This window comes from Micromonospora sp. DT15, assembly GCF_049841475.1.
Taxonomy (GTDB): domain Bacteria; phylum Actinomycetota; class Actinomycetes; order Mycobacteriales; family Micromonosporaceae; genus Micromonospora.
Genome location: NZ_JBNCKJ010000008.1, coordinates 47,074 through 62,889 on the forward strand (window position 1 = coordinate 47,074; position 15,816 = coordinate 62,889).

Consider the following 15,816-nt stretch of genomic DNA (forward strand, 5'->3'; position numbering starts at 1 on the left):
GCGAAGATGGCACGTGCGGTCGGTATCGACCTCGGCACGACGAACTCCTGCGTCAGCGTTCTCGAGGGCGGTGAGCCCACCGTCATCGCCAACGCTGAGGGTTCGCGGACGACTCCTTCGATCGTCGCGTTCGCCCGTAACGGCGAGGTGCTCGTCGGTGAGGTCGCCAAGCGCCAAGCGGTGACCAACCCGGACCGGACGATCCGGTCGGTCAAGCGCGAGGTCGGCACGAACTGGTCCGTCGACATCGACGGCAAGAAGTACACCCCGCAGGAGATCTCGGCCCGGACGCTGATGAAGCTCAAGCGGGACGCCGAGGCGTACCTGGGCGAGCAGATCACCGACGCGGTGATCACCGTTCCGGCCTACTTCAACGACAGCCAGCGCCAGGCGACGAAGGAGGCCGGTGAGATCGCCGGCTTCAACGTGCTGCGGATCGTCAACGAGCCGACGGCCGCCGCCCTGGCGTACGGGCTGGACAAGGGCTCCAAGGAGCAGACCGTCCTGGTCTTCGACCTCGGAGGCGGCACCTTCGACGTGTCGCTGCTGGAGCTGGCCGAGGGCGTCGTCGAGGTTAAGTCGACGAGCGGTGACAACCAGCTCGGTGGCGACGACTGGGACCAGCGGATCATCGACCACCTGGTCAAGACGTTCCGTGGTGAGCACGGCATCGACCTCTCGCAGGACAAGATGGCCCTCCAGCGGCTCCGCGAGGCAGCCGAGAAGGCCAAGATCGAGCTGTCCGCCGCCACCACCACCAACATCAACCTGCCGTACATCACCGCCGGCGCGGCCGGCCCGCTGCACCTCGACGTGACGCTGAGCCGTGCCGAGTTCCAGCGGATGACGCAGGACCTGCTGGACCGCTGCAAGGGCCCGTTCGAGCAGGCCGTGAAGGACGCCGGGATCAAGATCTCCGACGTCGAGCACGTCATCCTGGTCGGTGGTTCGACCCGGATGCCCGCCGTGACCGACCTGGTCAAGCAGCTCACCGGCCGTGACCCCAACAAGGGCGTCAACCCGGACGAGGTGGTCGCCGTCGGCGCCGCCCTCCAGGCCGGCGTGCTCAAGGGTGAGGTCAAGGACGTCCTGCTGCTCGACGTGACCCCGCTGAGCCTGGGCATCGAGACCAAGGGCGGCATCTTCACCAAGCTGATCGAGCGCAACACCACCATCCCGACCAAGCGTTCCGAGGTCTTCACCACGGCCGACGACAACCAGCCGTCGGTGCTGATCCAGGTGTTCCAGGGTGAGCGTGAGATCGCGGCGTACAACAAGAAGCTCGGCACCTTCGAGCTGACCGGCCTCCCGCCGGCGCCGCGCGGCGTGCCGCAGATCGAGGTCGCGTTCGACATCGACGCCAACGGCATCGTCAACGTGCACGCCAAGGACCTGGGCACCGGCAAGGAACAGAAGATGACGATCACCGGCGGCTCCTCGCTGCCGAAGGACGACATCGAGCGGATGCGCCGGGACGCCGAGGAGCACGCGGAGGAGGACAAGCGTCGTCGCGACGACGCCGAGACCCGCAACGTGGCCGAGGCGCTCCAGTGGCAGACCGAGAAGTTCCTCGCCGAGAGCGGCGACAAGCTGCCCGCTGAGAACCGCGAGCAGCTCAACGAGGCGCTCGGCGAGCTGCGTGGCGCCCTCGGCGGTCAGGACATCGAGAAGATCAAGTCGGCGCACGAGAAGCTGGCTCAGGTCTCCCAGCAGGCCGGTTCGCTGCTCTACTCGCAGCAGGCCGAGCAGGGTCAGCAGCCGGGTGGCGAGCCCGGCCCGGGTGCGACCGGCGCGACCGGTGCGACCGGCCCGCAGGCCGGCGGTGCCGACGACGTGGTCGACGCGGAAATCGTGGACGAGGACGGCAAGAAGTGACCGTCGGCCTCCGACACGTTTCCACCGCGAAGGGGATGAGGTAGCCGCATGACGCAGAAGCCACGAGCCGCCGACCCGGGCGACACCGGGTCGACGCCGGGTGGCTCCGCGACCACGGAGCCGACCGGCGACGGGGAGCGGGTCGTCATCCGCAACAACCGTAAGCTCGTCGACACCGCCGAGCCGGAGGGGACCGCCGCTGACGCGGAGACCGGTGTGCCGGCCGAGGGTCTGGTCGAGGACGCCGAGGTCGTGGTCGATGAGATCGAGGTCGAGGTCAACTCCACCGACGGGCCGGAGCCGTCCGGTCCGGCGGTGGTGGACGCCCCGGCGCAGCCGGTGGACGGTGGCCGCGCGGGCACCTCGCTCGGCGCCGAGCTGGAGGCACTACGGGCCGAGCTGGACGAGCGGACCAGGGATCTCCAGCGGGTGTCGGCGGAGTACGCCAACTACCGCAAGCGGGTCGACCGGGACCGCAGCCTCGTGCAGGAGCAGGCGACCGGCTCGGTGCTGGCCGCGCTGCTGCCGATCCTGGACGACCTGGACCGGGCCCGGGAACACGGCGACCTGGTCGGGCCGTTCGGCACGGTGGCGGAACAGCTCACCACCGCGCTGGGCAAGTTCGGTCTGAACGCCTTCGGCGAGCAGGGCGACCCGTTCGATCCGACCCGGCACGAGGCGGTCGCGCACCAGACGTCGGCCGACGTCAGCGAGCCGACCTGCGTACAGGTCATGCGACGCGGCTACCAGCTCGGTGAGCGGCTGCTGCGCCCCGCGCTGGTCGCGGTCGCGGATCCGGAATAGTGCCAGACAGTGAGCAGGCCGTCCCACCCACCGCCCAGCGGTGGGTGGGACGGCCGGGCCACCAGGGTCGGAAGGAGGTGGACCGGTGAGTTCGAAGGACTGGATCGAGAAGGACTTCTACGCCGTGCTCGGCGTGGACAAGGCCGCCTCCGCGGATGACATCAAGAAGGCGTACCGCAAGGTGGCCCGGGAGTCGCACCCGGACCACAACCCGGGCGACCCGAAGGCCGAGGAGCGATTCAAGGCCGCGTCCGAGGCGTACAACGTGCTGTCGGACAGCGGCCGCCGTCGCGAGTACGACGAGATGCGTTCCCTCTTCGGCTCGGGCGCGTTCCGGCGCAACGCCAGGGGTGGCGGTCAGCCGGGCGGCATGCCGTTCGACGTCTCCGACATGTTCGGTGGCGGCGCCGGCGGCGGCGATCGTCGCTTCGGTGGCGCCGGCTTCCAGGACCTGTTCAGCTCGATCTTCAGCGGAGGTCAGGCCGGTGGGCAGGCCGCGCCACGCGGTCCGGCCCGTGGTCGGAACGTGGAGACCGAGGTGGCGCTGGACTTCGGCGACGCCGTGCGCGGGGTGACGCTGCCCCTGACGTTGCGCGCGCCGGGAGTCTGCGACACCTGCCACGGCAACGGGGCGAAACCCGGCACCCAGCCGCGTACCTGCCCGGTCTGTCATGGTGCCGGCGTGACCACCCGCGACCAGGGGTCGTTCAGCTTCTCCGAGCCGTGCCGCAACTGCCAGGGCGTCGGCACGGTGGTCGAGGAGAAGTGCCCGGAGTGCCACGGCAGCGGCGGTGTCACAAAGACCCGCACCATGAACGTGCGCTTCCCCGCCGGTGTGGCCGACGGTCAACGCATCCGGCTGGCCGGGCGCGGTGAGCCGGGCGAGCGCGGTGGCCCGGCGGGTGACCTCTTCGTACAGGTCAAGGTTCGGCCGGACGAGCTGTTCGGGCGTACCGGGGACGACCTGACGCTGACCGTGCCGGTCACCTTCGCGGAGGCCGTGCTCGGCACGGACCTGCGGGTGCCCACGCTCGACGGGGCGGTGACCCTGCGGGTGCCGCCGGGGACGCCGAGCGGTCGGGTGCTGCGGGCCCGGGGCAAGGGTGTGGTCCGCCGCGACGGGCAGGCCGGTGACCTGCTGGTCACACTGGACGTGGTGGTGCCGGCCCGGTTGTCCGACGAGGCGCGCACGGCGCTGGAGTCGTTCGCCGAGCAGACCCCGCCGGCGGCCCGGGAACATCTCGACGCGCGGGTGCGTCGAGTCAGTTAGTCCGGTGGAACGGACGCGGAGGTGAGCGGGATGTCGGGCGAGTTCCTCGGTTCGGGCGACCCTGCCTACGAGGCCAAGGTGTTGATGATCTCGGTGGCGGCTCGGATGGCGGGGATGCATCCGCAGACCCTGCGCCAGTACGACCGACTGGGGCTCGTGCAGCCCGGCCGAGCCGCTGGTGGCGGGCGTCGCTACAGCGTCCGCGATGTCGTGCTGTTGCGCGAGGTGCAGCGGCTCAGTCAGGACGACGGGATCAACCTGGCCGGCGTCAAGCGGATCATCGGGCTGGAGCGGCTGCTGGAGCAGGCGCAGCAGCGGGTGGCCCGGCTGGAGGCTGAGCTGGACGCCGCGTACCGCCGGGTGGCGGAGTTGGAGTCGCTGGCCCGCTTCCCGGGCCGGGATCTGGTGCCGACGAACCGTACGTCCACCGCCCTGGTGGTTTGGCGCCCCCGCCGTACGCCCGATCGCTGAGCTGCCGCTCACCCGGATCTGTCTTCTCGGCCCGGACCGCGCCGGATTCCCGGCGCGGTCCGGGCCGCTTCGGTTAGCCTGTCGATAAGGGTCCAATCGGCTTAATCTGGACCTACCGGCATGGCGAGGGGGAGCGATGGCGGAACAGGCGAAGAAGGTGGCCCAGCAGACCGAGGACCGGTTGGAGAACCTGGCCGAAACCGTCCGCAAGAAGTTCGACAAGGTGACCGAGGGGACCTACCGGGACCGGATCATTGCGGGCCGGTTCGCCGAAAACGGGGACCACGCCGCCGAACCGAGCCAAGCCGAACCGGAACGCAAGCAGGACTGACCGGTAACCAACGTACGGGCCGGGACCCACGGGGGGTCCCGGCCCGTTCGCACGCCCCGCCCCGCGCCCCACGCGCCCGCGCACCGCGCGCAATTCCGCGATCTTGCAGTTTGGGATGACGGAATGTCTAGCTTCGTGCAATAGGTCGGAACAGAAAGTGCAAGATCGGCGAAACGAACGGAGTGAATCCGTCAGTTCAGCCGAGGCGGCGGTTCTCGCGGACCAGGCCGCCCTCGCACCAGTCCCGATAGACGAAGAGGTCCGGTCTGGCCAACAGCACCCGGCCGTTGTGCGCCCAGACCTTCATCAGCTCGTCGCCGTCACGCTCGGCCTGTTCGACGAGCTTGCGGAAGCGGCGCTTGGGATGCGCGCGGAAGTTCGTCCGGATGCCGTCGGCCGCGTAGATGTAGAGGCAGTGCAGCGCGAACCGCCGTGCCGGGCAGGTTGAATCCATCGCTAACTCGAAGAGTGTCAACACCAGCCGGTCGCCGGAGACCAGCAGGTCCCAGTCCGGTGGCATCGACGCCAACGGCACTGAATCGGGCTTGTACGCCCAAGCTCGCAACTCCGCCGGAGTCGGATCGACGGGGTTGGCAAAGCCGTGGAACGTCGACTCCTGCACGCTCACCGGCTGACCTTCCGCTCTCGCCCGCGTTTGGCAACGCTGCCTGCGGACCCTGGCTGCTGGGGCGAAACGGTAACCCGCCGTCGGGTGCTGCGGTAGTACCCGCGAGGAGCAATTCCGCAACCGTTGGCATGGGCGGGTCGGTTGCATCGATGACGCAGCCGATGATGTCCCCATGACCATCCACGTACGACAGTTACAGCGAGGCGCCGAGGCCGAGTTCGTCACGGGGCTGGAGTGGCTTTTTGCCCCTCCCGGTGGCCGTCCCGGGGATTGGGACCGGGATCGTGCCGTCGAGCGGACCGCGCAATTGCTCGCCCACGAAGACGTCGCACTCTTCGCGGCGCGATCGGGTGAAGGTCAGGTGGTCGGTGTGGCCAGCGTCTACGTGGACATCCTCTCGGTGCGCTTCGGCCGTCGGGCTTCGATCGAGGACCTCGCTGTGCACCCCGAGTGGCGCTCCCGGGGTGTCGGCTCCAGCCTCCTGACGGCGGCCAGGGCATGGGCGCACGAACACGGTGCCGACTACGTCTTCCTGGAGTCCGGCCTCGCCCGGACCGAGGCGCACCGCTTCTACCTCCGCGAGGGTGCGACCCATGCGGCTGCGGCGTTCAGGTGGACCTCAATGCGGTGAGTCGATGACCGGGGCCTGCCCCCGCCGCTGCGCCGCCGCGCGGTTGCGCAGCCACCGCTTGAACCACGGGAAGTCCGGCAGCCGGGCCAGGATCGGCCCGGTCACCACGGTGATCAGGACGTACGTCGCGGCCAGCGCTGCCAACCGCGGCTCGACGCTCCCGGCGGCCACCGCGAGACCGGCGATGACGATGGAGAACTCACCTCGGGGTACGAGTGCCAGACCGGTCCGCCATCGACCGGGTTCGGCGATGCCGACCCGACGGGCGGCGAGGTAACCGGTGGCCGTCTTCGTCGCCATGGTGATCACGGCCAGCGCGAGGGCCGGCAGCAGCACCGGCGGGATGTCCTGCGGGTCGGTGGTCAGGCCGAAGAAGACGAAGAACACAGCGGCGAACAGGTCCCGCAGGGGCGAGAGCAACTCGGTGGCGTGGTGCGCCACCGGGCCGGAGAGCGCGATGCCGACGAGGAACGCGCCGACCGCCGCCGACACCTGGAGCGACGCGGCGATGCCAGCGATCAGCAACGTCAGACCGAGTACGCCGAGCAGCAGCGCCTCGGGGTCCTTCGCCGACAGGGCGGACGAGATCAGGTGGCCGTACCGGATGGCGACCACCAGCACGATCAGCACGGTGCCCACCGCGACGGTGAGCGCGATCCCGCCGCCGAGCAGGCCGGTGCCGGCCAGTACGGCGGTGACGAGTGGCAGGTAGAGCGCCATCGCCAGGTCCTCGATGACCAGCACCGAGAGGATCACCGGGGTTTCCCGGTTACCGAGCCGGCCCAGGTCGGCGAGGACCTTGGCGATCACCCCGGAGGAGGAGACCCAGGTGATGCCGCCGAGCACCAGGGCGGCGACCCAGTCCCAGCCGAGCAGCAGGGCGAAGGCCGCGCCGGGCAGGGCGTTGAACACGCCGTCGATCAGCCCGGCCGGGGCTGCCGAGCGGAGGTTGCCGACCAGTTCGTTGGCCGAGTACTCCAGGCCGAGCATCACCAGCAGCAGGATGACGCCGATCTCGGCGCCGACCGCGAAGAACTCCTCGCTGGCGGCGAGCGGAAGTAGCCCGCCGTGCCCGAACGCGAGCCCGGCGAGCAGGTAGAGGGGAATGGGCGAGAGGCCGAAGCGCCGGCTCAGCCGGCCGAGGAGGCCAAGCAGCAACAGCAGCGCACCGACTTCGATGAGCAGCGTGGTGAAATCGTGCATCCGCCTCAGCCGTCCGGGTCACTGTCGGCGAGGATGGCGGACACACCGTCGAGACCTCTGCGGGTCCCGACGACGACCACCACGTCGCCGGCTGCGAAGCGGAAGGAGGGGAGTGGCGAGACGATTACTTCGCCTTCGCGCAGCACCGCCACGATGGAGGCGCTGGTGCGGGTACGCGCCTTGGTGTCGCCGAGCTTCCGGTTGACGTACGGAGAGCCGGCCGTGATGGCGATCTGCTCGGTGAGCAGACCGGCGGCCTGCTCGCGGAGCCCGGAGAGCTGACCGAGCATCAGCGACGCGCCGAGGATGTCGGCCAGGGCCTCAGCCTCGTCGTCGGTGAGCGGAATGTCCGCCTGGCAGGCATCGGGATCGTCGGGATCGTAGAAAACGAGATCGCGGCGGCCATTGCGATGGGAGACGACGCCCAGGCGGCGTCCGGACTCCGTCACCAGATCGTGACGTACCCCGATCCCGGGTAGGGCGGTCTGCTCGACACGTACTCGCACCAGCCAAGGCTACCGCTTGATGAACAATCCGCAGATCTTGGACGGCCACCGGTCGTCAGACCAGGCCCTACGCAGCTCATCGGCCGTGATCGACTCGGCTTCCCGGAAGTCGGGGTGTCTGGACCACCGGGACACCGCGACATCAAGGAACCCGAGTCGATCAAGCGCTGGCGGTCAGCGGAGGCTGGCGAAGAACTCGCGGATGTCGGTGACCAGCACCTCGGGGGCCTGGTGGGCCGCGTAGTGACCGCCGACGTCGCCCCGGCCCTCGATGTCGGTGTCGTACGCCGTCCACCGGACGATGTTCGAGTGGTCCCGCTCGGCGAAGCGGCGGATGGACTGGAAGTCCCCGGGGAACATGGCCAGCGCGGTCGGGACGGTGGTCGGCTCGGTCGGCGGCTCGCCGGCGTGCGCGTCCTCCCAGTAGAGCCGCATCGCCGAGGCGGCGGTGCCGGTGAACCAGTAGAGCGCCACGTTGGCCAGGATGAAGTCGGCATCCAGGCCCTCGTCGAAGAGTTGGGCGTTCCAGGCGAGCAGCCCCACCGGTGAGTCGGCCAGCCCGAACGCAAGGGTCTGCGGCTGCTGACTGTGCACCTGGTTGAAGGAGAACTTGTTCTCGTAGAACCACTGGAGGTGCCCGAGCGCCGCCTGGTCCGCCTCGGAGAGCCCGGCGAACTCGGCCGGGTCGCCGGAGGGGAACGAGAAGAGCTGGGTGACGTGTACGCCGAGCACCCGCTCCGGATCGATCCGGCCCAGCTCTGGCGCGATCATCGAACCGGCATCGTTGCCGACCGCGCCGTAGCTGTCGTACCCCAGGCGGTTCATCAGCTCGGCCCAGGCGCGGGCGATGCGGAACCGGTTCCAGCCGGCGTTGCGGGTTGGGCCGGAGAAGCCGAAGCCGGGCAGCGACGGGACGACCACGTGGAAGGCCGGCGCGTCCGGGTCGGTGGGCTCGGTGAGCGGGGCGATCACGTCGAGGTATTCCAGCACCGAGCCGGGCCAGCCGTGGGTGAGCACCAGCGCGGTGGCGTCGGGCCGGGACGACCGGACGTGCAGGAAGTGGATCCGCTCGCCGTCGATCTCGGTGACGAACTGCGGGTGGGCGTTCAGGCGGGCCTCGACGGCGCGCCAGTCGAACCCGCCCCGCCACCTGTCGACGAGGGCCCGCACCCGGTCGTTGCTCATCCCGTACGAGTCACCCGCGCCGGGCAGTTCGACGGGCCAGAGGGTGCGGTCCAGCCGGGCGGCCAGGTCGTCGAGGGCGGTTTGCGGGATCTCGGCGCGGAACGGGTGGACAGCGGTGTCACTCATGCCGGAACTCCTTCGGAACGGAATGTTTCGTTCTGCAATCACCATAGCAGAGCGGAACGGTCCGTTCCACTGTTAGTCTGAACGCATGTCACCGACGTCCGGCAAGACCCTCGGCGGTCGCCGCGCCCAGGCCGCCCGCAACGACGAGGTCATCCTCGAAGCCGCCCGCGCCGTCTTCCTCGACGACCCGAAGGCCCCGATCGCCGCCGTCGCCGAGCGCGCCGGCGTCGGCATCAGCGCCCTCTACCGGCGGTACGCGGGTAAGGAGGACCTGCTGCGCCAGCTCTGCCACGACGGGCTGCGCCGGTACGTCACGGAGGCCGAGGCCGCCCTCGCTGAGTCGGACGACTGGGCCGCGTTCACCGGTTTCCTGGCCCGGGTGGTCGACGCCGACGTGCACTCGCTCACCGTTCACCTGGCCGGCACCTTCACCCCGACCGAGGAGATGGGCCGGGACGCGGTGCGCGCCGGTGAGTTGGCCGCCGCCCTGGTCGACCGGGCCCACGCGAGCGGGCGGCTGCGCCCCGACGCGGTCGTCCACGATCTCGGGTTGTTGTTGGAGGCGTGCGCCGCGGTCCGCGTACCCGATCCGGAACGGACCCGCCAGCTGCGCCGTCGCCAGCTCGCGGTCCTCGTGGCGGGCCTGTCGTCGGTGCCGGACGAGGGTCTGCTGCCCGGCCCGGCCCCGGCGGCCGGGGAGTTCGACTGGCGGTGGCGACGCCGGGAGTGATGGGCGTCACGCGCTAAGGTTGAGCGGAATACGCTCAACTCTGGTTGTGTCCAACCCAGTGGACAACGCCGATCCGGGGGAGCCCATGAACACCGAAAGACTCACCACCAAGAGCCGCGAAACCATCACGGGCGCTGTGGCACTGGCCAACCAGCGTGGCCACGCCACGGTGGAGCCCTGGCACCTGCTCCTGTCACTCCTGGACACCGACGGCTCAACCGCCACCGGTCTGCTGCGCGCCGTCGGGGCCGACCCGACCGAGCTGCGCCAGGCCGCCCAGCGCGCGGTCGACAACCTGCCGGCCGCCCGCGGCTCCAGCATCGCCGAGCCGACGTTGGCTCGGGAGTTCGTCAACGCCATCGGCGCCGCCGAGCAGATCGCCCGGCCGCTGGGCGACGAGTACACGTCCACCGAGCACCTGCTCGCCGGCCTGGCCCGGGTGGGCGGGGCGGTGTCCGGCGCGCTGAAGACCGTCGGCGCCACCGAGGAGGCTCTGGTAGCCGCCTTCCCGACCGTGCGCGGTGGGGACCGTCGGGTCACCACCGCCGACCCGGAGCAGACCTACCAGGCCCTGACCAAGTACGGCGTCGACCTCACCGCCAGCGCCCGCGACGGCAAGATCGACCCGGTCATCGGCCGGGACTCCGAGATCCGTCGGGTCATCCAGGTGCTGTCCCGGCGTACCAAGAACAACCCGGTGCTGATCGGCGAGCCCGGCGTCGGCAAGACCGCGATCGTCGAGGGCCTGGCCCAGCGGATCGTCACCGGCGACGTGCCCGAATCACTCCGCGACAAGAAGCTGATCTCGCTGGACCTCGGCGCGATGGTCGCCGGCGCGCAGTACCGCGGCCAGTTCGAGGAGCGACTGAAGTCCGTCCTGGAGGAGATCAAGAACTCCAACGGGCAGGTCATCACGTTCCTCGACGAACTGCACACTGTCGTCGGCGCCGGCAAGGGCGAGGGCTCGATGGACGCCGGAAACATGCTCAAGCCGATGCTGGCCCGTGGTGAGCTGCGGATGGTGGGCGCCACCACACTCGACGAGTACCGCGAGCACATCGAGAAGGACCCGGCGCTGGAGCGCCGTTTCCAGCCGGTGCTGGTCGGTGAGCCGACCATCGAGGACACCATCGGCATCCTGCGTGGGCTCAAGGAGCGCTACGAGGTGCACCACGGCGTACGGATCACCGACGCCGCGCTGGTGGCCGCCGCGACGCTGTCCGACCGTTACATCACCGACCGGTTCCTGCCGGACAAGGCGATCGACCTGGTCGACGAGTCCGCGTCCCGGCTCCGGATGGAGATCGACTCGCGTCCGGTCGAGGTGGACGAGATCGAGCGGGCCGTCCGCCGGTTGGAGATCGAGGAGATGGCCCTGGCCAAGGAGCCGGACGCCGCCTCGGCCGAGCGGTTGGAGCGGCTCCGCAAGGAGTTGGCCGACAAGCGCGAGCAGCTCACAGTGCTCTCCGAGCGCTGGCAGACGGAGAAGAGCCACATCACCAAGCTCTCCACGGCGAAGGAGGAGCTGGAACGCCTCGGCGGTGAGGCCGAGCGGGCCGAGCGCGACGGCGAGCTGGAACGCGCCGCCGAGCTGCGCTACGGCCGGATTCCCGCCCTGAAGGTCGAGCTGAAGCAGGCCGCGGAGGAGCTGGCGCAACTCCAGGCCGACGGCGCGATGCTGAAGGAGGAGGTCGGCGCGGACGACATCGCCGCCGTGGTCGCCTCCTGGACCGGCATCCCCGCCGGCCGCCTGCTGGAGGGTGAGACGGCCAAGCTGCTGCGGATGGAGGAGTCGCTGGGCGGCCGGGTGGTCGGCCAGACCGAGGCGGTCGGCGCTGTCTCCGACGCGGTACGCCGTGCCCGGGCCGGTATCGCCGACCCGGACCGCCCGACCGGCAGCTTCCTCTTCCTCGGCCCCACCGGCGTCGGCAAGACCGAGCTGGCCAAGGCCCTCGCCGAGTTCCTCTTCGACGACGAGCGGGCCATGGTCCGCATCGACATGAGCGAGTACGGCGAGAAGCATTCGGTAGCCCGCCTGGTCGGTGCCCCACCCGGCTACGTCGGTTACAACGAGGGCGGTCAGCTCACCGAGGCGGTGCGCCGACGCCCGTACTCCGTGGTGCTGCTGGACGAGGTGGAGAAGGCTCACCCGGACGTCTTCGACGTGCTGCTCCAGGTGCTCGACGACGGCCGGCTCACCGACGGCCAGGGCCGCACCGTGGACTTCCGTAACGCGATCCTGATCCTCACGTCCAACCTCGGGTCGTCGGTGATCAGCGACCTGACGCTCGCCGACGAGCAGCGCCGCGAGGGCGTGCTGGCCGTGGTCCGGTCGCACTTCAAGCCGGAGTTCCTCAACCGGCTGGACGACATGGTGGTCTTCGCCTCGCTGCGGGGGGACGACCTGCGCTCCATCGTCGACATCCAGTTGCAGCGGATGCGGCGGCGGTTGGCCGATCGCCGGCTGGGTCTGGAGATCACCGATGCCGCCCGGGACTGGCTGGCCGAGCACGGCTACGACCCGATCTACGGTGCGCGGCCCCTCCGTCGTCTGGTCCAGACCGCGATCGGAGACCAACTCGCCAAAGCCCTGCTCTCCGGGACGATCCGAGACGGCGACACCGTCAAGGTCGACCTGGCCGACGCGAAGGAAGGGTTGACCGTCACCGCCGCCTGATCCGTCGCACCCGGGCCGATCCCGCCTCGCAGGCGGGGTCGGCCCGACCCGTTCTCCGCCCCCGGACGGCACCCCACCAGGACGCTCCGTAGCTGCCAGATCACCAGACAATGATGAGTTTCTCCAGGTGCGCGGGGTTGTTACCGTTCCCGCCGACGCACTTGGGGAGGTGGTCGGCATGAACGGACCCGTGGCGTACCTGGTGACGACGTTGGGGTGTCTGATCGGAGTCGCCGGGGTCGTGGTTGCGGTGGTGGCGGTGCGCAAGGGCCGTAAGGCCGCCCGGCCGGCGGCACCCGCGGACCCGTTCCGGGACACCGACAGCGACGCCCTCCGCGGCGACCCGCGCAGGCTCAAGCCCGGCGACATCGTCGAGATCCGCCGGGTGTCGTACGCGGTCCGGGGCTCGGTGCATCTGAATGAGGGCGGCTGGAGCTGGGCCGAGCACCTGCTGGACACCGCCGAGGGTGACAAGCGCTGGCTCTCCGTGGAGGAGGACCCCGACCTGGAGCTGGTGCTCTGGACCGTCGAGCCGGCCGCCACGATCACCCCGGGTGCGTCCGCCCTCGACTTCGCCGGCCGCCGCTACGCCCTGGAGGAGTCCGGTCAGGCCCGCTTCACGGCCACCGGCAGCACTGGCCTCGACCCCAGTGGCACCCTTCGATACCACGACTACCGGGCCCAGGGCGGCGAACGGCTCTCCTTCGAGGCGTACGGCCAGGCCGGCTGGGAGGTCGCCCGGGGCGAGCAGTTGCACCGCGCCGACGTGATGGTCTACCCGCAGGCCGGGCCGGAGGCCAGCTGAGGTGCTGGTGAGCCTCCACACCCCGTACGTCGACACCTGCGCCGCCGACCTGAGCCTGGCACTCGGCGGCCCGGAGCGTCCTGCGCTGCACGTCCGCGACCTCACGCTGCCCGGGGACGTCCGGCTACGGCTGCGCCTGCTCGGTGCGTCCCACCAGGTCGTGCTGGCCGAACCCGGCGATGCGGCCGAACTCACCGAGACGGTCGCCTGCCTGCCGGGCCGGCCGCCGCACCTGCCCGACGCCCTGCACGACGAAGCGGGCGGCTACCGCTTCACCGCCGCCGTGCTGCGCCCCGCCGACGGTGAGTTGCACACCCGGATCGCCAGGCTCCGCGCCGACCTGGCCGACGACCCGTACGCCCTGGTCGGAGTCTTTCCCGGCGACCCGGACGCGGTGACCGCGCTGGCCGTGCGCGCCGACCTGCCGCACGGGACGGTCGGCTGGCGTACCTGGCACGCGTACCCCCAGACCAACGAGCTGGTCCTGACCGAGACGGTGGTGGCACTGCGATGACGTACCGACGCTGGTTCGTGGTGGGCGTGGCAGCGGCCGTGGTCGGCGCGCTGGTCGCGGGCTTCGCCCTCGTCAACGGCACCTTCTCCCCGCGCGCCTACGTGCAGGACAGGTATTCGCGAGCGGCCAGCCGGGACATCGGCCGGGAAGCGATCGCGTACACCTCGTCCAAGTCACCGACCGCTGTGGCCAAGGAACTGACCGACGCGTGGAATCCGTCCGACCGGTACGCCGACGGCAGCGGCGTCTACCTGCGCTACGACGACGACTCGGTGGTGATCCTGCCGATCGCGGCAGGCTCGGTGATCCTGCTCGAAGACATGGACACCGCTCACCCCCGCTACCACTCGACCGTCGGGTCGTACTGGGGTTGGGGACGCGGTAACAGCGTTCGGGGCGGCGGCCCCGGCACCGGCAAGTAGCCCGACGCCTGACCCATCACCTGGAGCCCTCCGTGCAGAACCTCGTCACCGAGGCCCGGCCGCACTGGCGGCTGGCCCGCGCGGCGGTGCTGGTCGCGGTCTTCGTCTGCGCCGCCTGCGGCCTGGTCTACGAGCTGGCCCTTGTCGCGCTCGGCAGCTACCTGATCGGCGACACCGTCGGGCAGGCGTCGATCGTGCTCGGCGTGATGGTCTTCGCGATGGGCGTCGGCGCACTGGTCGCGAAGCCGCTGCAGCCCCGGGCCGCCGCAGCGTTCGCGGTGATCGAACTGACCCTGGCCCTGCTCGGTGGCCTGTCAGTGCTCGGCCTCTACGCCGCCTTCGCCTGGCTCGACCTGTACGGCCCGGCGCTGGTCGCCACCGCCTTCGTGCTGGGCCTGCTGATCGGCGCGGAGATTCCGCTGCTGATGGTGATGTTGCAGCGCATCCGCGAGCAGGCCGCCGGCAGTGCGGTGGCCGATCTGTTCGCCGCCGACTACGTCGGCGCGCTGCTCGGCGGGCTCGCCTTCCCGTTCCTGTTGATCCCCGTCTTCGGTCAGCTCAAGGGTGCCCTGGTGGTCGGCGCGGTGAACGCGGTGGCCGGTCTCGCCCTGGTCTGCACTGTGTTCCGGAGGGAGCTGAGCCGCCGCGCCCGGCTCGTCCTCGGCGCCGGCTCCGTCGTGGTCGCGCTCTGCCTGGGGTACGCCTGGGTGACCGCCGCCGACTTCGAGGTGACCGCCCGGCAGCAGCTCTACCGGGACCCCGTCGTGTACGCCGAACGCTCCCGTTACCAGGAGATCGTGCTGACCAGGTCGGTGCGGGAGGTCGGTCACGCCGACACCGACCTCCGGCTGTTCCTCAACGGTGATCTTCAGTTCAGCTCGGTGGACGAGTACCGCTACCACGAGGCGCTGGTGCATCCGGCGATGCGAGGTCCACGCGGCGAGGTACTGGTTCTCGGTGCCGGCGACGGCCTCGCCGTCCGGGAGATCCTGCGGTACCCGGACGTCCGCCGGGTGACAGTTGTCGACCTCGACCCGGCGGTGGTTGCGCTGGCCAGCACCGTGCCGCAGCTGCGGGCGCTCAACGGCGGCTCGCTCGACGACCCCCGCGTACGGGTGGTGAACACTGACGCGTTCGGCTGGCTGCGTACCGCCGCCGAGCGCTTCGACGTGGTGGTCGCCGACCTGCCCGATCCGGACGAGACGGCCACGGCCAAGCTCTACACCGTCGAGTTCTACGCGCTGATCAGGTCGGTGCTCGCCGAGCGGGGACGGCTGGTGGTGCAGTCCGGCTCGCCGTACTTCGCGCCCCGCTCCTACTGGTCCATCGACGCGTCGGTGCGGGAAGCGGGCTTCGCCACAGTGCCTTACCACGTCGATGTGCCGTCCTTCGGCGACTGGGGTTTCCTGCTCGCCACGGCGGGAACCGCCCCGCCGGTGCTGGAACTGCCGGCCGACGCGCCCCGGCTGCGTTTCCTCGACCCGGGCGTGCTGCGGGCGGCGGCGGCCTTTCCCGCCGACCGCGCCCGCCTGGACGTGCCCCCCAGCACCCTCCTCCAACCGAGGGTCCTCGACTACGCCCGCACCGAGTGGCGCGGCTACTGACCCGCACCACCTGGCGCCCGAACAAGGCGGCTCT

Annotated in this window: 16 protein-coding genes; 12 read left to right on the forward strand and 4 right to left on the reverse strand. The window is 70.4% G+C overall.

Going from position 1 to position 15,816, the window contains the following annotated elements; all coding sequences use genetic code 11:
• Positions 1-6 precede the first annotated feature (6 nt).
• From dnaK to ACLQ3F_RS18690, 5 genes are all read left to right on the forward strand, one after another.
• Positions 7-1,875: a molecular chaperone DnaK gene (gene dnaK / locus ACLQ3F_RS18670; RefSeq protein WP_425850382.1), complete on the forward strand. Its 1,869-nt coding sequence runs from the start codon at positions 7-9 to the stop codon at positions 1,873-1,875.
• Positions 1,876-1,923: 48 nt separating this feature from the next.
• Complete coding sequence (grpE, locus tag ACLQ3F_RS18675; RefSeq protein ID WP_355004657.1) at positions 1,924-2,679, forward strand: nucleotide exchange factor GrpE; 756 nt, start codon at positions 1,924-1,926, stop codon at positions 2,677-2,679.
• A gap of 85 nt (positions 2,680-2,764) precedes the next feature.
• Positions 2,765-3,949, forward strand: coding sequence for a molecular chaperone DnaJ (gene dnaJ, locus ACLQ3F_RS18680; protein ID WP_357208537.1), 1,185 nt, complete (start codon positions 2,765-2,767; stop codon positions 3,947-3,949).
• Between the two features lie 30 nt (positions 3,950-3,979).
• Positions 3,980-4,420 carry a heat shock protein transcriptional repressor HspR gene (locus ACLQ3F_RS18685; protein ID WP_030332087.1) on the forward strand — a complete coding sequence of 147 codons (441 nt, stop codon included), beginning with the start codon at positions 3,980-3,982 and terminating at the stop codon, positions 4,418-4,420.
• A gap of 136 nt (positions 4,421-4,556) precedes the next feature.
• Entirely contained in the window at positions 4,557-4,751 is a 195-nt protein-coding gene (locus tag ACLQ3F_RS18690) for a hypothetical protein (RefSeq protein ID WP_425850385.1), read from the forward strand.
• Positions 4,752-4,947: 196 nt separating this feature from the next.
• Here the strand turns inward: ACLQ3F_RS18690 and ACLQ3F_RS18695 are convergent, their stop codons facing one another.
• Entirely contained in the window at positions 4,948-5,379 is a 432-nt protein-coding gene (locus ACLQ3F_RS18695; protein WP_355004660.1) for a hypothetical protein, read from the reverse strand.
• Positions 5,380-5,551: 172 nt separating this feature from the next.
• Between ACLQ3F_RS18695 and ACLQ3F_RS18700 the strand changes: the two genes are divergently transcribed.
• A complete protein-coding gene (locus ACLQ3F_RS18700) occupies positions 5,552-6,010 on the forward strand; it encodes a GNAT family N-acetyltransferase (protein WP_425850387.1) in 459 nt (152 codons plus the stop codon).
• Here ACLQ3F_RS18700 and ACLQ3F_RS18705 read toward each other — a convergent pair.
• From ACLQ3F_RS18705 to ACLQ3F_RS18715, 3 genes are all read right to left on the reverse strand, one after another.
• Positions 5,999-7,213: a cation:proton antiporter gene (locus ACLQ3F_RS18705; protein ID WP_425850389.1), complete on the reverse strand. Its 1,215-nt coding sequence runs from the start codon at positions 7,211-7,213 to the stop codon at positions 5,999-6,001. The two genes, ACLQ3F_RS18700 and ACLQ3F_RS18705, sit on opposite strands and share 12 nt — an antisense overlap.
• Positions 7,214-7,218: 5 nt before the next feature.
• Complete coding sequence (locus ACLQ3F_RS18710; protein ID WP_357208344.1) at positions 7,219-7,719, reverse strand: cation:proton antiporter regulatory subunit; 501 nt, start codon at positions 7,717-7,719, stop codon at positions 7,219-7,221.
• A 174-nt stretch (positions 7,720-7,893) separates the two neighbouring features.
• Positions 7,894-9,030, reverse strand: coding sequence for an epoxide hydrolase family protein (locus ACLQ3F_RS18715; protein ID WP_425850391.1), 1,137 nt, complete (start codon positions 9,028-9,030; stop codon positions 7,894-7,896).
• 85 nt (positions 9,031-9,115) lie between these two features.
• On the opposite strand from ACLQ3F_RS18715, the gene ACLQ3F_RS18720 reads away from it, so the two are divergent.
• From ACLQ3F_RS18720 to ACLQ3F_RS18745, 6 genes are all read left to right on the forward strand, one after another.
• Positions 9,116-9,760, forward strand: a complete 645-nt coding sequence (locus ACLQ3F_RS18720; protein WP_425850392.1) for a TetR/AcrR family transcriptional regulator — start codon at positions 9,116-9,118, stop codon at positions 9,758-9,760.
• Between the two features lie 85 nt (positions 9,761-9,845).
• The gene (clpB, locus tag ACLQ3F_RS18725) at positions 9,846-12,437 is read left to right on the forward strand and encodes an ATP-dependent chaperone ClpB (protein ID WP_425850394.1); all 2,592 of its coding nucleotides are present in this window, start codon (positions 9,846-9,848) and stop codon (positions 12,435-12,437) included.
• 178 nt (positions 12,438-12,615) lie between these two features.
• Positions 12,616-13,242, forward strand: a complete 627-nt coding sequence (locus ACLQ3F_RS18730; RefSeq protein WP_425850397.1) for a DUF4178 domain-containing protein — start codon at positions 12,616-12,618, stop codon at positions 13,240-13,242.
• A gap of 1 nt (position 13,243) precedes the next feature.
• Positions 13,244-13,756 carry a DUF2617 family protein gene (locus ACLQ3F_RS18735; RefSeq protein WP_425850399.1) on the forward strand — a complete coding sequence of 171 codons (513 nt, stop codon included), beginning with the start codon at positions 13,244-13,246 and terminating at the stop codon, positions 13,754-13,756.
• Positions 13,753-14,178, forward strand: a complete 426-nt coding sequence (locus ACLQ3F_RS18740; RefSeq protein WP_357198246.1) for a DUF4247 domain-containing protein — start codon at positions 13,753-13,755, stop codon at positions 14,176-14,178. Before ACLQ3F_RS18735 ends, ACLQ3F_RS18740 begins: the two co-directional genes overlap by 4 nt.
• A gap of 32 nt (positions 14,179-14,210) precedes the next feature.
• Entirely contained in the window at positions 14,211-15,782 is a 1,572-nt protein-coding gene (locus ACLQ3F_RS18745; RefSeq protein ID WP_425850401.1) for a polyamine aminopropyltransferase, read from the forward strand.
• The last annotated feature ends 34 nt before the right edge of the window (positions 15,783-15,816 follow it).

Bases quoted from the DNA above. Each gene is read 5' to 3' on its own strand.
- ACLQ3F_RS18730 (WP_425850397.1), top strand. From the start codon at position 12,616: ATGAACGGACCCGTGGCGTACCTGGTGACGACGTTGGGGTGTCTGATC.
- ACLQ3F_RS18705 (WP_425850389.1), bottom strand. From the start codon at position 7,213: ATGCACGATTTCACCACGCTGCTCATCGAAGTCGGTGCGCTGCTGTTG.
- ACLQ3F_RS18690 (WP_425850385.1), top strand. From the start codon at position 4,557: ATGGCGGAACAGGCGAAGAAGGTGGCCCAGCAGACCGAGGACCGGTTG.
- ACLQ3F_RS18685 (WP_030332087.1), top strand. From the start codon at position 3,980: ATGTCGGGCGAGTTCCTCGGTTCGGGCGACCCTGCCTACGAGGCCAAG.
- ACLQ3F_RS18720 (WP_425850392.1), top strand. From the start codon at position 9,116: ATGTCACCGACGTCCGGCAAGACCCTCGGCGGTCGCCGCGCCCAGGCC.
- ACLQ3F_RS18740 (WP_357198246.1), top strand. From the start codon at position 13,753: ATGACGTACCGACGCTGGTTCGTGGTGGGCGTGGCAGCGGCCGTGGTC.
- clpB (WP_425850394.1), top strand. From the start codon at position 9,846: ATGAACACCGAAAGACTCACCACCAAGAGCCGCGAAACCATCACGGGC.
- grpE (WP_355004657.1), top strand. From the start codon at position 1,924: ATGACGCAGAAGCCACGAGCCGCCGACCCGGGCGACACCGGGTCGACG.
- dnaK (WP_425850382.1), top strand. From the start codon at position 7: ATGGCACGTGCGGTCGGTATCGACCTCGGCACGACGAACTCCTGCGTC.
- ACLQ3F_RS18715 (WP_425850391.1), bottom strand. From the start codon at position 9,030: ATGAGTGACACCGCTGTCCACCCGTTCCGCGCCGAGATCCCGCAAACC.
- ACLQ3F_RS18700 (WP_425850387.1), top strand. From the start codon at position 5,552: ATGACCATCCACGTACGACAGTTACAGCGAGGCGCCGAGGCCGAGTTC.